General features: G+C 67.0%; 13 protein-coding genes. 10 read left to right on the top strand and 3 right to left on the bottom strand.

The features are described 5' to 3' along the window. Positions 1 to 44 precede the first annotated feature (44 nt). The 5 genes from flhF (at position 45) to motD (ending at position 4,886) form a co-directional block, all read left to right on the top strand. Entirely contained in the window at positions 45 to 1,496 is a 1,452-nt protein-coding gene (gene flhF / locus H607_RS0104580) for a flagellar biosynthesis GTPase FlhF (RefSeq protein ID WP_028874455.1), read from the top strand. Positions 1,497 to 1,509: 13 nt separating this feature from the next. After that, positions 1,510 to 2,295 carry a MinD/ParA family ATP-binding protein gene (locus tag H607_RS12855; RefSeq protein ID WP_051240661.1) on the top strand — a complete coding sequence of 262 codons (786 nt, stop codon included), beginning with the start codon at positions 1,510 to 1,512 and terminating at the stop codon, positions 2,293 to 2,295. A gap of 116 nt (positions 2,296 to 2,411) precedes the next feature. Further along, positions 2,412 to 3,218 (top strand): RNA polymerase sigma factor FliA, encoded by an 807-nt coding sequence (locus H607_RS11740; RefSeq protein ID WP_051240660.1) that lies wholly within the window; start codon positions 2,412 to 2,414, stop codon positions 3,216 to 3,218. After that, positions 3,218 to 3,994, top strand: a complete 777-nt coding sequence (locus tag H607_RS11735; RefSeq protein WP_051240659.1) for a flagellar motor protein — start codon at positions 3,218 to 3,220, stop codon at positions 3,992 to 3,994. The genes H607_RS11740 and H607_RS11735 overlap by 1 nt, the downstream gene beginning before the upstream one ends. Before the next feature lie 13 nt (positions 3,995 to 4,007). After that, positions 4,008 to 4,886 carry a flagellar motor protein MotD gene (gene motD / locus H607_RS0104560; protein ID WP_028874454.1) on the top strand — a complete coding sequence of 293 codons (879 nt, stop codon included), beginning with the start codon at positions 4,008 to 4,010 and terminating at the stop codon, positions 4,884 to 4,886. Here motD and H607_RS11730 read toward each other — a convergent pair. The 3 genes from H607_RS11730 to aat are packed head-to-tail and all read right to left on the bottom strand — an operon-like array spanning position 4,828 to position 7,354. Further along, positions 4,828 to 5,877 (bottom strand): quinone-dependent dihydroorotate dehydrogenase, encoded by a 1,050-nt coding sequence (locus H607_RS11730; protein WP_245563168.1) that lies wholly within the window; start codon positions 5,875 to 5,877, stop codon positions 4,828 to 4,830. The genes motD and H607_RS11730 overlap by 59 nt on opposite strands. Continuing rightward, a complete protein-coding gene (locus H607_RS0104550; RefSeq protein ID WP_028874453.1) occupies positions 5,874 to 6,623 on the bottom strand; it encodes an arginyltransferase in 750 nt (249 codons plus the stop codon). The genes H607_RS11730 and H607_RS0104550 overlap by 4 nt, the downstream gene beginning before the upstream one ends. Further along, complete coding sequence (aat, locus tag H607_RS11725; RefSeq protein WP_083961936.1) at positions 6,620 to 7,354, bottom strand: leucyl/phenylalanyl-tRNA--protein transferase; 735 nt, start codon at positions 7,352 to 7,354, stop codon at positions 6,620 to 6,622. The genes H607_RS0104550 and aat overlap by 4 nt, the downstream gene beginning before the upstream one ends. A gap of 77 nt (positions 7,355 to 7,431) precedes the next feature. Here aat and H607_RS0104540 point away from each other — a divergent pair, with 77 nt between their 5' ends. From H607_RS0104540 to H607_RS0104520, 5 genes are read left to right on the top strand one after another with little or no spacing between them, the layout of a single operon-like run. After that, positions 7,432 to 8,463 carry an NAD-dependent epimerase gene (locus tag H607_RS0104540; protein ID WP_028874452.1) on the top strand — a complete coding sequence of 344 codons (1,032 nt, stop codon included), beginning with the start codon at positions 7,432 to 7,434 and terminating at the stop codon, positions 8,461 to 8,463. 31 nt (positions 8,464 to 8,494) lie between these two features. Beyond that, positions 8,495 to 9,943, top strand: a complete 1,449-nt coding sequence (locus H607_RS0104535; protein WP_028874451.1) for a beta-barrel assembly-enhancing protease — start codon at positions 8,495 to 8,497, stop codon at positions 9,941 to 9,943. A gap of 33 nt (positions 9,944 to 9,976) precedes the next feature. Further along, the gene (locus H607_RS0104530) at positions 9,977 to 10,354 is read left to right on the top strand and encodes a response regulator transcription factor (protein ID WP_028874450.1); all 378 of its coding nucleotides are present in this window, start codon (positions 9,977 to 9,979) and stop codon (positions 10,352 to 10,354) included. Continuing rightward, a complete protein-coding gene (locus tag H607_RS0104525; RefSeq protein ID WP_028874449.1) occupies positions 10,354 to 12,519 on the top strand; it encodes a 3'-5' exonuclease in 2,166 nt (721 codons plus the stop codon). Before H607_RS0104530 ends, H607_RS0104525 begins: the two co-directional genes overlap by 1 nt. A gap of 13 nt (positions 12,520 to 12,532) precedes the next feature. Then, a complete protein-coding gene (locus H607_RS0104520; protein WP_028874448.1) occupies positions 12,533 to 14,530 on the top strand; it encodes a VC_2705 family sodium/solute symporter in 1,998 nt (665 codons plus the stop codon). Positions 14,531 to 14,564 lie beyond the last annotated feature (34 nt).

Below are 14,564 nucleotides of genomic sequence, written 5' to 3'. Positions count from 1 at the left end.
AGGGAGGGGCCAACCGGACGGCCCGCGGATCGGGGAGCAGGCAGATGGACGTCAAACGGTATTTCGCACCGACGGCACGGGAAGCATTGCGCCAACTCAAGCAGGAGCTGGGAGCGGATGCGATCGTTCTGGCAAACCGCCCCGTCGAAGGAGGGGTCGAGATCCTGGCGCTGCCTGCCGAGGCGGTGGGGGCGCTGCCCGGCGGATCGGGCGCGGCGTCGTCCAACCGTCCTCCGGAATCGTCGGGAGGGCGCAATCGTAGCGCGGCAGCCGCTTATGCCCAGGCAGCGGCTCCGACGGAGGAGCCGGTGGTGACGCTTTCTTCCCGCGGCCCCCAGCGGCGCAGCGCCCCCGAGATCAAGCCGTTTGCGCCACCGCGCATGGAAACGCCGGAATACGTCGTGCGCAAGGAAGAAGAAGAGGCCGAGCGTATCCGTCGGGCGATGGAGGCGGCGCGCAAGGAGCCGCCTGCACCGGAGCCTCTGCGTGAACCGGGGTGGTTCGGCGCGGCGGGCGCGGAGCCGTCATCCGTGCCGGCGGTGGAAGCGCGCATCGAGGCGCTGCAGGAACAAAACACCCTGCTCGCGCGGCAACTGGGCAAGATCCAGGAGATGATCGAGCGGCAACTCGCCGGATTCGCCTGGAACGAAGCCGTGCGCAAGGCGCCGGCCCGTGCGAGGTTGCTCGGCGAGATGCTGGAGGCGGGATTTTCTCCGGCGCTCGCGCGCGAGGTGTGCGACCGTATCGAGGCGACCGAGGATTGGGACGCGGCGCGCGAAGCGGCCATGGCGCGGCTGGGGGCACGGCTGGAGGTGGTCGGCAGCGACGACGACCTGATCGACCGCGGCGGCGTCTATGCCATCGTCGGCCCGACGGGCGTGGGCAAGACGACCACCACCGCCAAGATCGCCGCCCGCTGCGTGGTGCGCCACGGGGCGGCGCGCGTGGCGCTCATCACCACCGACGGCTACCGCATCGGCGCGCATGAACAGCTGCGCATCTATGGGCGTATCTTGGGGGTGCCCGTGTTCGCCGCGCGCGACGCGAACGATTTGCGCGCCACGCTCAGCGAGTTGCGTGGCCGGCACATGGTGCTCATCGACACCATCGGCATGAGCCAGCGCGACAAGGCGGTGACCGAGCAGGTGGCGATGCTCATGGGTGCGGGGCCGGTGCGCCGGCTCGTGTGCCTCAACGCCACGAGCCGGGGCGATACGCTCGACGACGTCGCCCGAGCGTTTGGCGGCGAGGGGCTCGCCGGCTGCATCTTCACCAAGGTCGACGAGGCCGCCACCATCGCCGCGGCGCTGGATGTGGCCATCCGGCATCGACTGCGCGTGCACTACGTTGCCAATGGGCAGCGCGTGCCGGAGGATCTGCACTTGCCCAACCGCGCTTGGCTGCTGCAGCGGGCGTTTCGCGGCGCGGGGGCGGAACGGGTGACGATGGCTGCCGACGAGGCGGCCTTGTGGTTGGCGGCGGCGGTCGGGGCCTGACGGGGAGAACATCATGCGCGAGATGCTTGGAGATCAGGCAGGAACCTTGCGGCGTCTGTTCCGGCAGCGTCCGCCTGCGGTATGCACCGTATTTTCTACCGGCGAAGGCTGGGCGGATCACACGATGCGGCTCGCGCGGCGGCTCGCGCGTGCGAGCGGCCCGGTGCTCGTCGTCGATGAGGCGGTCTCCAGCCCCACCTTGCCCGAGGCGGCCGGAGCTGGGCGCACGGCCGATTTGCTGAGTGCCCTGGGGTCGACCGAACGCGCGATCCGCCTCATCGTGGCTTTGCCCGGCGGCGTGAGTTATCTCAACGTGAAGGCGGCGGCGCTCGCCTTGCCGCTGCTCGACGAGATGCGACGTGAACGTCTCCTACGCCTGTTTCAGACTTTACTGCGTCCTTTCGAGACGGTGTTGGTGCATGCCGGGCGAGGAGAGGCAGCCGATGCCTCGCCTTTTCTCACGAGCGCCCCGAGCGCCGTGGTGTTGGCCGAACTGTCGGCCGAAGGGGTGCGTGAAGCGGTGGCCCGGGCGCAGGATGCCGCGCTACAGGGGCGTTCGCGCCTCGGGGTGGTGACGGTGGGCGGACGCGATGCGCAGGAGGCGGAGACCTTCGTGCGTGAACTGCAGGGCGTATGGTGGCGCAAAGTGTCCCTACGTTTGGCCGGGTGGTGTCGGCTCGAAGCGCTCGATGCCGCGGCTTGGCAGGCGATGACGGGGGACGATGGAGGAATGGCCTTGCCCAAGGGCTGGCCACCGACTCGGCTGGGCCACGCGCAAGCGGGGACACGATCATGGTGACTGCCGTCGTTTCTCCCCCTGGCAAAAAAATCCGGGCTGAGGGAAAATCCCCTTTATGGGCGGGGCTGGTGCGCGGCACGTCGGCGCGCAATTCGTCGAAACCTAGGATCGCGTGGATGGTAGACGAAATGGGAAAACCGGACGTGGCGGCATTGGTCCAGGCGTATGCGCCCATGGTGAAGCGCCTCGCTTTGCGCCTGGTGAACCGCCTGCCGCCAAACGTCGAGCTCGACGATCTCGTCCAGTGTGGCATGATGGGCCTGATCGAGGCGATCGAACGCTACCACGACGACGATCGCGCCGAATTCGAAACGTACGCGCTCGCCCGCATTCGCGGAGCAATGATCGATTCCCTGCGCGACACCGATTGGGTGCCGCGCCAGGTGCGCAAGGAAATGCGCCGCGTCGAGGAGGCCATCGCGGCCCTCGAGCAAGCCCTCGGGCGTTCTCCCACGGAAGGGGAAGTGGCCGAAGCGCTCGGCCTAGAACTGGAGGCCTATCAACGGCTGCTTTCCCAGGCCAAGGGGCACCAGATTCTCTACTTCGACGATCTGATGCGAGAGCCGGAAGACGGCGAGGATTTTCTCGAACGGCATCTGGGCGACGACGAGCCCGGGCCGCAGGATCTCACCGAGTCGGCCGAGCTGCGTATCCAGCTCGTGCGCACCATCGAGGGTCTGCCGGAGAAAGAAAAACTGGTGCTTTCGCTCTACTACGAACACGAGCTCAACTTCAAGGAAATCGGCGCCGTCCTCGGCGTGAGCGAATCGCGCGTCTCCCAGCTGCATACCCAGGCCATCTTGCGGCTGCGGGCGCGCCTGTTCGACGGAGACGAAAGCCATCTTCCCCGTGGACGGCGAGGCCGTCCGCCCAAAGGCGAGCGGGTCCACGGCGAGCCGTCTCCTCCTGAAATGGGTTGCTGATGGATGTCACTAGTCTCATCGGCCTCGCCCTCGGCCTGTCGGCCATCGTCGTCGGGCAGTTCCTCGAAGGGGGAAGCCTCTCCTCGCTGCTGCAGCCCACAGCCTTTTTGATCGTCATCGGGGGGACGACGGGGGCGGTGCTGTTGCAAACGCCTCTGCGCATCTTCATCGGCGCGGTGAAGATGTTGGCGTGGATTTTTCGCCCTCCGGCTTTGGATCCCAGGGAACTGATCGGCAAGGTGGTCGATTGGGGTCGCACCGCCCGGCGCGACGGCCTGCTCGCGCTGGAAGCGCGCATCGCCGCCGAAGCCGATCCCTTCGTGCAAAAAGGGCTGCAGCTGCTCGTCGACGGGATCGAACCGACGCGGATGCGGGAGGTGCTCGAGACCGAGATCGACATGAGCGAGGAACAGATGAAGCTGCGGGCGAAAGTGTGGGAGTCAGCGGGGGGCTATTCGCCGACGATCGGCATTCTGGGGGCCGTGATGGGGCTCATCCACGTCATGGAGAACCTCGCCGATCCCGCCCGCCTCGGGGCGGGGATCGCTGTGGCCTTCGTCGCCACCATCTACGGTGTGGGTTCGGCCAACCTTATCTTCATCCCTATCTCGAAGAAACTCACCACTTACATCCGCTCCATCGTCATCCAGCGGCAGATGCTGGTCGACGGTCTCGTTGGCGTGGCCCAGGGGGACAACCCGCGCCTGATCGAGAGTCGCATGCAGTCTTATCTCGCCGAAAGCGGCGAGGAATCGTCGCCCGAGGGAAAATCCTGAAGGAGAATGGGGCATGGCGCGGCGCGGCAAAAAGGAAGAAGAGCACGAGAATCTGGAGCGCTGGCTGGTGAGCTACGCCGACTTCATTACGCTGCTCTTTGCCTTCTTCGTGGTCATGTACGCCCTGACTTCCGCAAATGAGGGCAAATACCGCGTCATTTCCGAATCTTTGAGCCAGGCGTTCCGCGCCGGTCTGGTCACCCCCCAGGTACAGGAGGGAAAAGATACCGTCGTTCCTTCGGTGGTGCAGGGGTTACCTTTGGCGGTGCAGCGTCGCGCCCCGCCGGAGCGCAAGAGCGAGGGAGAAGGGGGGCCGCGCGAAGGGGAGGAACAGGTGCGTCAGGTGCTCCAGACCACGGCACAGACGGCGTCTGCCCTGCGCTCGGCCCTTGCTCCGCTCATCGACGCCGGACGGGTGTCCATCAACGATGGCGCCTTCGGGGTGACGGTGGAAATGGATGCCGGTATCCTTTTCCCTAGTGGAGAGGCCACGCTCGGGCCGATGGCGATCGCCGCGCTACGGCAGATGGCGCGCGTGCTCGCCTTTACGGGCGATGCGCCCATCTGGGTGGAGGGGCACACGGACAACGTTCCCCTGCGCCCCGGCGCGCGCTACGCCTCCAACTGGGAGCTCTCGGCGGCGCGCGCCGCGGCGGTGGTGCAGCTCTTCATTCAGGAGGGCGTGGCCCCTTCGCGCCTGGCGGCCGTGGGCTACGCCGACCAGCGCCCCATTGCGGATAATTCCACCGAAGAGGGAAGACAGAAGAACCGGCGTGTCACCATCCGCCTGGAGTCGCGCATCCCCGTGAGCGGTGCGAATGCGGCTGCACCGGCTAACCAGGCTGTCCCGGCGAGCGGGGCGATCGGCAGCATTCTTCCTCCGTCGCCTTGAGGCATTCCTCCACCAGCACTGGGCCGCGATAGATGAGCCCGGTGTAGATCTGCACGAGGGAAGCGCCGGCGCGCAGCTTGGCGCGTGCATCTTCGCCCGAGAGAATGCCGCCGGCGGCGATGAGCGGCACCCGCCCTTGCAGACGTTGGGCGAGTGCCGCGAGTACGGCGGTAGCGCGCTCGCGCAGCGGTTCGCCCGATAAACCCCCCGTTTCCTGGCCGTGCGGCAGGTGCGCCACGCCTTCGCGCGAAATGGTGGTGTTGGTGGCGATCAGGCCGTCGATGCGGTATTCGAGCACTTTTTCGGCGATGAGATCGAGCTCGGATTCTTCCAGGTCGGGGGCGATCTTGAGCACGAGCGGCGTGCGCTTGCCGTGGCTCGCCGCGAGCCGTTCGGCCTCTTCGCGCAGCCCCGCGAGCAGCGCCTCGAGCGAGTCGCCGCGCTGCAGTTCGCGCAGGGCGCGCGTGTTGGGTGAGGAGACGTTGATCGTCACGTAGTCGGCCGTGGTCCACACGCGGCGCAAGCCGGCGACGTAGTCGTCGAGCGCTCGCTCGAGGGGCGTGTCGGCGTTCTTGCCGAGGTTGATGCCGAGAATCCCTCGCCAACGGCGAGCGCGTGCCCGTGCGACCAGCGCGTCCACGCCGTCGTTGTTGAATCCCATGCGGTTGATGAGTGCACGCGCTTCGGGCAGGCGGAAGAGCCGCGGCTTGGGATTGCCCGGCTGCGGCCGTGGCGTGACGGTGCCTACCTCGATGAAACCGAATCCTAGCCGCGCCAGGCCGTCGATCGCCTCGCCGTTCTTGTCCAGCCCGGCGGCAAGCCCGACGCGGTTGGGAAATTCCAGGCCCATGAGGGTGATGGGAGCGCGTCGTGGCGGCTCGGGCGGGGGCAGCAGCCGCCCCAGGGTGGCGAAGGCGCGGATCGTCAGGTCGTGGGCGGTCTCCGGATCGAGCGCGAAGAGCGCCGGACGGGCAAGGCAATAGGGGATCATGGTACGTTCCGGAAGAGCGGTTCGATGCGCTCGAAGGGCAGCCAGCGGCCCCGCCAGTAGCCCTCGAGCGGGCGAAAGCGCGCTTTATACGCCATTTTGCGCGAGCGGGCAATCCAGTAACCGAGGTAGACGTAGGGCATACCGTTTGCCTGGGCTTGGGCGATGTGCCACAGGATCGACCAGGTCCCGAAACCCGCCCGGGGGTCTTCCGGATCATAGAACGTGTAGACGCAGGAAAGCCCATCGTCGAGCACGTCGACGAGGCTCACGATCACCACGCGTCCATCGGGGTCGCGGAATTCGATGAGGCGCGTGTCGACGTGCGAGGCGAGGAGGAATCGCTCGTAATTCTCGGGCGAGGCGTCCTCGTCGGCTTCGTCGTGGCGCGCCATGACGTAGCGGCGGTAGAGGCGAAAGTGTTCGGGAATGAAGACGAGGGGCTGCTCGGTGGCGCTGAGCTTGCCGGCCCAGCGCTGCCAGGTACGGCGCTGCGAACGGTCGGGACGGAACTGTGCCGTCGGTACGCGCACCGACACGCAGGCTTCGCACTGGCCGCAGATCATGCCATAGGAGAAATAACCGCTGCGCCGGAATCCTTCGCGCACCAGCCGGCCATAGGTGGCGGCATCGACGAGGTGCGCCGGCGTGGCCACGCAGGAACGCGCCGTACGATCGGGAAGATAAGGGCAAGGGTAGGGTTGGGAAGGATAGAAACGCAGTATCTCGGGCGGGGCGGCATGTCTCATGGAGCAGGCTCCGTCAAGGGGTTCCCGTCCGCGAGCGCGGCGGCCGGCATCTTTCCCTGCCAGCGCTGCGGCACAGGCTGCCCGGGCACGAGCCGGGCAAGCCGATCGAGGAAGTCTTCACGTGAGATCTCCTCGGCGCCGAGCGAGCGCAGATGCGGCGTGCTCATCTGGCAGTCGATGAGGGCGATGCCGCGCGCGTGGCATTCGGCGCACAGTCGCACCAGCGCCACCTTGGATGCGTCCGGCTCGAGATGGAACATCGACTCGCCGAAGAAAACCCCACCCAGGGCCACGCCGTAGAGGCCGCCCACGAGGCGATCTTCGTACCAGGTCTCGACGCTGTGGGCGTGGCCGAGTGCATGCAGGCGGATATAGGCGTCGATCATCTCCGGCGTAATCCAGGTGCCCTCGGGGCGCAGCCGCGCGCAGCTGGCGATCACGGACGGGAAATCCACATCCAGCGTGGTGACGAAACCGCGGTGGCGCAGCACCTTGCGCAGCGAGCGGCGTACCCGCAGCCGTTGGGGCTCGAGCACGAGGCGCGGCGCCGGGCTCCACCACAGGATGGGTTGCCCTTCCGAAAACCAGGGGAAGATCCCTTGCCGATAGGCTTCCAGTAGCCACGAAGGGGCAAGGCTGCCTCCTGCGGCGAGCAGGCCGTTGGGTTCGGCGAGCGCCTGCCGCGGCGAGGGGAATCGGGGAGGGAGGCGCGGGTCGAGCCAGGGGATCATGGGATCGCACGAAGCGGCGAGGATGGAAATGAGCGTACCTTATAATTTCCCGGATCGCAACGACGAAAGGCGCACGCATGACCACCTACCTCGTTACCGGCAATGCCGGATTCATCGGTTTTCATACGGCACGTACCCTGCTCGAACGGGGGGTGGGCGTCGTCGGCATCGACATCGTAAACGATTACTACGACCCCGCGCTCAAGGAAGCGCGGCTGCGTGAGCTCGAGGCCACGGCCGCGCGCACCGGCACGCCGTACACTTTCCATCGCGCCGACCTCGCCGATCGCGCAGTGCTCGAATCCTGCTTCGCCGCACACCGGTTCGACGCGGTGATCCACTTGGCCGCCCAGGCGGGCGTGCGCTATTCGCTGGAGAACCCAAGGGCTTACGTCCATAGCAACATCGACGCCTTCGTCAACGTGCTGGAATGCTGCCGGGCCGCCGCCACGCCCCCCCATCTCGTCTACGCGAGCACCTCGAGCGTCTATGGCGCCAACACCAGCTTGCCCTTTTCCGAACACCAGCCGGCCGACCATCCCCTGCAATTCTATGCCGCCACCAAGCGCGCCAACGAACTGATGGCGCATGCCTACAGCCATCTCTTCGGCATTCGGACCACGGGGGTGCGCTTCTTCACCGTCTATGGCCCCTGGGGGCGCCCGGACATGGCGCTCTTCATCTTCACCCGCAAGATCCTCGCGGGTGAGCCCATCCCGCTCTTCAACGAGGGACGGCACACGCGCGACTTCACCTACGTCGAAGACATCGTCGAAGGGGTGCTGCGGCTAGCCGCCAAGCCGGCCGAACCCGACCCGAACTGGTCGGGCGATGCGCCCGATCCGGCGTCGAGCCGAGCCCCCTGGCGCATCTACAACATCGGCGCGAGCCGTCCGGTGCCGCTCATCGACTACGTGGAGGCGCTCGAAGAGGCGCTCGGCCGGAAAGCGAAGCGCGAATACCTGCCCCTGCAACCCGGCGACGTACCTGATACCTACGCCGACACGAGCGAACTCGAGGCGGCCGTGGGCTACCGCCCCAAGACCAGCGTGCGCGAGGGCATCAGGAAATTCGTAGCGTGGTATCTGGACTATTATGGGCGGGAGTGAACTCCCTGCTTTTTTCGCTATCATAGGCGACATGTGGCGCCGCCTACTTCTTTCCCTCTCGCTTGCCGCCTTCACCGCCCAGGGGTGGGCCTACCAGTTGCCCGACCTCGGTGCCGTGGCCACCGACGCCTTCAGCACGCAGGAAGAAGAAGACGTCGGGCGCATGGTGATGGTGCAGGTGCGCGAGCGCGAGCCCAACTACATCGACGATCCCGAACTCGAGGATTACCTCAACGCCTTGGGGCGCAAGCTCGCCGACGCCTCCGACCAGCCTTTCCGTCGCTACCGTTTCTTCGTGCTGCGCGATCCGACCATCAACGCCTTCGCGCTGCCCGGCGGTTACATCGGCGTGCACAGCGGCCTGATTCTCACCGCCGAGAGCGAATCGGAGCTCGCGGCGGTGCTCGCCCACGAGATGGGGCACGTGATCCACCGTCACATCGCCCAGCTCATCGACAAGCAGCGGACGACGAGTGCGGTGATGCTCGGCTCGATGATCCTGGCGATCCTCGCGGCGCGTACCGGCGGCTCACAGGTGGCCGAAGCGGCGGCCACGGGTGGGCAGGCGTTTGCCGTGCAGCAGCAGCTCGGGTTTTCGCGCGAATTCGAGCACGACGCCGATCGCACGGGGCTCGACATCCTCGCCAAGGCGGGGTTCGACCCGAGTGCTGCGCCGCGCTTCTTCGGCCGGCTGTTGCGCGAGAGCCGTCTCTACGAGAACAATGCTCCAGTGTATATGCGCACGCACCCGCTGACGACCGACCGGATCGCTGATCTGGAAAACCGCATCTCCTCGCCGACTTTCAAGTATTCCCTGCGTCCGCGGCTCGATTCGCTCGGCTTTTCGGCAGCGCGGGCAAAACTCATGGCGATGAACGGCACCCCCTCCGAGGCCCTGGTCCGGGTGTTCGACGGTAACGCCACCGGGATCGACCGACAGATGGCCCGGGTGCGTGCGGCCTTGCGCGCCAACGACGTCAAACGTGCCCGCGCGGCCTTCGATCAATACGCCAAAGGCTGGCCCGACGAGCATTGGCGCGACCTGCTGGAAGCGGAGGTGCTCACCGCCGAGGGGCGTCTGCCCGATGCCCTGGCGAAGCTCGAACGGGCGATGCAGCGCGCGCCCGATGCGGTGGCGCCGCGCCTCGAGGCGATCGACGTGGCTTTGCGCTTGGGGCAGACCGACCAGGCCGAGCGGCTGGCGCGCGAAGCCGTCGACCGCGACAAGGGCGAACGGCGCTATTGGCAGGCGCTGGGCAAAGTGGCCGCAGCCAAGGGGGATGAGGCTTGGGTGCATCGGGCCCAGGGCGAGAGCTTCGTGCTCGACGATCGGCTCGAGGCGGCCATCGATCAGTTCGAACAGGCGCGCCGTGCCCGGCGGGGCGATTACTATTGGGAAGCGGAACTGGACGCGAAGATCCGGGCACTCAAGGACGAAGTGCGTCAGCGCAAGCGCGAGGGAGGCAACCTGGCGCGCTGAAAGTCCGCAAATCGAAAAAATGTCGGGGGGAAAATGGCGAAAAAAGTTCTCGTGGTCGACAGTGACGAGAACATCGTCATTGCGCTCGATTTTCTTCTGCGCCGGGCCGGCTATGAAGTCGCGGTGGCGCGCGATGGCGAGGAGGCTCTGGCGTTGGCGGATTCATTCGCCCCCGACCTGATCCTGCTCGAGGCGGCCTTGCCGAGAATGGACGGATTCGAGCTCTGCCGCCGCTTGCGGCAGGATCCGCGGTATGGGGAGTGCAAGATCCTTTTTCTCACGGCGCGCGGGCGCGACATCGACCGAGCCAAGGGCCTGGCCCTGGGGGCGGACGGTTATCTCACCAAGCCTTTCTCCACCAAGGAGCTGCTCGAGCACGTAGAGCGGCTGCTCACTGCGGGGGCGGCCTGATGCAGGCGCGCTGGCGCTTCGCGCTGGCGGTGGCGGTGCTCGCCGCTTTGATGACCGGCCCCTTCGTGCTCACGGGGGTGATGGTCTGGGCCGACGCCTCCGGGGAGGCGCGCGCCACTTTGCGCCTTCTTGCCGGGCAGTGGCTGCCCTTGGGCCTTCTGACCACGGCGACGGGCTTTGCGCTGGGCATCGCGTTGCTCGCACGCCTCTTTCGCCACTACGTGCAGGGGTTGCTGCGCATGGCCGAGGGCTTGGACGTGCTGCGTCGGGCCAACCCGGGTTTTCGTGTGCCGGAAGAGGGGCCGCGCGAGGTGGTGGCGCTCGCCCAGGCGATCAACCGTATCGCCGACGAGCGCGACCGCCTGCTCGCGGGGCTCGACGAGCGCGTGCTCGAGGCGCGCCGTGCCGTCGAAGAGGAGCGCAACCGTCTGGCCGCGCTGATGGCCCAATTGGCCGAGGCGGTGATCGTGTGCAACGCCGAGGGGCGGATCATCCTCTACAACGAGGCGGCGCGCCGGCTGGAACGGGCGTTCGGCGCTCCTGCCACGGCGGCGGCAAGCGGCTGGATCGGGCTGGGGCGCTCGATCCACGCGCTGCTCGACCCCGACCTGGTGGCGCACGTCTTCGACTCGATCGACGCCCTGCGCGGGCAAGGAGAAGTGCACCCGAGTATGCAGGTGGTGACGGCGACCCCGGCCGGGGCGCTCATCCGGGTGCGCGTCTCGCCGATCGCCGGGGAAGCGGCGGGAGAGGAGATCAGCGGCTACGTCTTGATGTTGGAAGACGTCACCGACCAGATCGAGCGCGAGGCTTCGCGCAACGAGCTGCTCTTCGAACTCACCGAGGGCAATCGCGCCGCCATCGCCAACATCCGGCTTGCCGCTGAGATGCTGCACCTGCCCGACGTGGACGAGGCGATGCGCGCGCGTTTTCATGCCGTCATCGTCCGCGAGGTGGAGGCGGTGAGCGAGCGCCTGGAGGCGGCCTCGCGCGCCTTCGCCGATGCGTTGCGCGCGCGCTGGCCGCTGGAGCCGATGCGCGGTGCCGACCTGGTGCGCGCGGCCGAAGCGTACCTGAGGCGCCGCCTCGACGTCGCCCTCAAGCTCGAGATCCTCGACGAGGAATTGTGGTTCGACGCCGATCATTTCTCGCTGCTGCAGGCGCTCGCCTTCCTCGCCGGCCGCCTGGTGGAGGACTACGGCGTGCGTACCTTGCGTCTGCGCCTCTCGGGCGACGATCGCCTCGTCTATCTCGACTTGATGTGGTCGGGCGGCAGCCTCAGCAACGAGATCGTCACCGGTTGGGAACTGGAGCCGCTGGGCCTGGGTGGGACCCGTTCGCCGCTCACACTGCGCGACGTACTCGAGCGCCACGGCGCTGCCATGTGGTTCGACCGCGAGAAGGCGCGCCATCGCGCGTTCGTGCGCCTGGCGCTGCCGCGCAAGCGCTCCGTGCGGCGCCTGCCGCCGCCAGCGACGCCCGCCGTGCCGACCACCCAGGAGGAGGGGCGACCGGAATTCTACGATTTCGATCTCTTCGCCTGGTCGGCCGAAGCGACCGCGCTCGAAGACCGCCCGCTCACGGAACTGAGCTATACCGTATTCGACACCGAGACCACCGGGCTCGACCCGGCCGGGGGCGACGAGATCATCCAGATCGGTGCCACCCGCATCGTCAATGGCCGGCTGCTGAAGCACGAATCCTTCGAGCAGCTCATCGACCCGCGCCGTCCTCTCGATCCGGCCTCCATCGCCGTGCATCACATCACGCCGGAGATGCTGGAAGGGCAGCCGACGATCGCGGAAGTGCTGCCGGCTTTCCATCGCTTCGCCCAGGATACCGTGCTCGTGGCGCACAACGCCGCTTTCGACATGCGTTTTCTCCAGCTCAAGGAAGAAAAGCTCGGTATCCGCTTCGATCAGCCCGTGCTCGACACGCTGCTCTTGGCCGCCTTCATTCTGCCGAACCAGGAGCATTCGCTAGAAGCGCTGGCGCGCTATTTCGGGGTGAGAGTCTTCGGCCGGCATACGGCGCTGGGCGATGCACTGGTGACGGCGGAGATCTTTCTCAAGATGATCCCTCTCCTTGCCGAGAAAGGCGTGGTCACCCTGCGCCAGGCGCGGGAGGCGTCGCAGCAGACCTATTACGCGCGCCTGCGTTATTGAGTCGGGGAGGGCGATGAATCCTTCGGCAGGGCGCTTCTACTTTTTCTATTTCATCGGGTTCGCCCTTTTTTGCGCGGCGCTCGCGCTGGGCGAATTTTTCGGCATGTCGGCGCGCGCGATCGGTTTTACCTTTCTCTTCGCCACCATCGCCCTTTATGCCGGCGTGGGGGTACTCGCGCGCACCTCCGACCTGCTCGAATTCTACGTCGCCGGCCGCGGCGTGCCGGGCATCGCCAACGGCATGGCCACCGCCGCCGATTGGGTGAGCGCGGCTTCCTTCATCGGCCTGGCCGGCATCATCTACCATCAGGGCTTCGAGGGGCTGGCCTACGTCACCGGCTGGACTGGCGGCTTCGTGCTGGTGGGGCTCCTGCTCGGTCCCTACCTGCGCAAGTTCGGGCGGTTCACCATCCCCGAGTTCCTCGACGAGCGCTACGGCAGCGCGGTGGCGCTTGCCGGCGTGGCGGCGGTGGTGCTCGCCTCCTTCGTCTATCTGGTGGCGCAGATCTACGGCGTGGGGCTCATCGCCAGCCGTTTCGTCGGGGTGGATTTCGGGCTCGGCGTGCTCATCGGCATGGCCGGCATCCTCGTATGCTCCTTTCTCGGCGGCATGCGCGCGGTGACGTGGACGCAGGTGTCGCAGTATCTGATTCTCATCGTCGCCTACCTCGCGCCGATCCTCGTCCTCTCGGTGGAGCGCTACGGCGTGCCGCTGCCGCATCTGGCGATGGGCGAGATGGTGCAGACGGTGGCGCAGGGCGTGGCCGAACGGCGAGACCGCCCCGACGAGCAGCTCGCCCGTGCGCTCTACCGGGCCCGGGCCGAGCAATATCAGCGCAAGATCGACGCGCTGCCCGCCTCGCTCGCCGAGGAGCGCGAGACACTCGAGCGTGAGCTCGCCCGCTTGCGGCAGGAGGGCGGCGATCCGCGGCGTATCTATCAGCTGGAGCACCAGCGCCAGGCCTTGCCGACGACGCCGGAAGCGGCACGCGCCCATTGGCGGCATCTGCGCGATGCGGCGCTCGCCCAGGCCCGGCCACCGCGCGATTTCAGTCGGGCCTGGCACGGTGCGACGCCCGAGGCGCGCCAGCATGCCCGGATCAACTTCCTCGCCCTGCTCTTCGTGCTGATGTGCGGCACGGCGGCGCTGCCGCACATCCTGATGCGCTACTACACCACGCCCACCGTGTCGGAGGCGCGCAAGTCCACCGCCTGGACGCTCTTCTTCGTGGCGCTCCTCTATCTGGGCGCGCCGATCTACGCCATGTTGGCCAAGATCGAGGTGCTGCAGCACGTCGTGGGCCGCTCTTTCGACGAACTGCCGGCTTGGCTCGTGTCCTGGTATCGCGTCGGCCTCGTTTCCTTCGAAGACATCAACGGCGACGGCAAGCTGCAGCTGGCCGAACTCGCGCTCGATCCCGACGGCATCGTCCTGGCCCTGCCGGAGATGGGCGGCTTGCCCGCCTTCTTCGTCGGGCTCGTGGCCGCCGGCGGTCTGGCGGCGGCGCTCTCCACCGCCGACGGGCTGCTCCTGACCATCTCCAACGCCCTGGGACACGATCTCTACTATCGCCGCTTCGCGCCGCAGGCGAGCACCCAGCGCCGGCTCATCGTCAGCAAGACCTTGCTGTTGCTCGTGGCCGTGATTTCCGCCTGGGTGGCGACGCTGCGCTTCGACAGCATCCTGCTGCTGGTGGGCCTGGCGTTTTCGCTCGCCGCCTCGCTTCTCTTTCCGACGCTGATCCTGGGCATCTTCTGGCGCCAGGCGGCTCCTGCCGGAGCCCTGGCGGCGATGGTGACGGGGCTGGCGGCAAGTCTTGCTTATTACTTCCTTACGCACGAGTCTTTCGGTGGCAGAGCCGACCTGCAGCTCTTCGGCATCCAGCCGGTGGCCTGCGGCATTTTCGGCGTGCTCGTGGGGCTAGCGACGCACGTCGTGGTGAGCCTCGCCGGGCCGGCACCGAGCGCGCGGCAACGTGCCCTGGTGGATTTCCTGCGCCGCCCCTCCTGAACAAGGGGGGTGCTTTTCGGCTAAACTAAATGGT

The organism is Tepidiphilus margaritifer DSM 15129 (assembly GCF_000425565.1).
In the GTDB taxonomy this organism is placed as follows: Bacteria; Pseudomonadota; Gammaproteobacteria; order Burkholderiales; family Rhodocyclaceae; genus Tepidiphilus; species Tepidiphilus margaritifer.
Note: the sequence above shows the minus strand (reverse complement) of the source record. Positions and strands in the feature narration are given on the sequence as shown.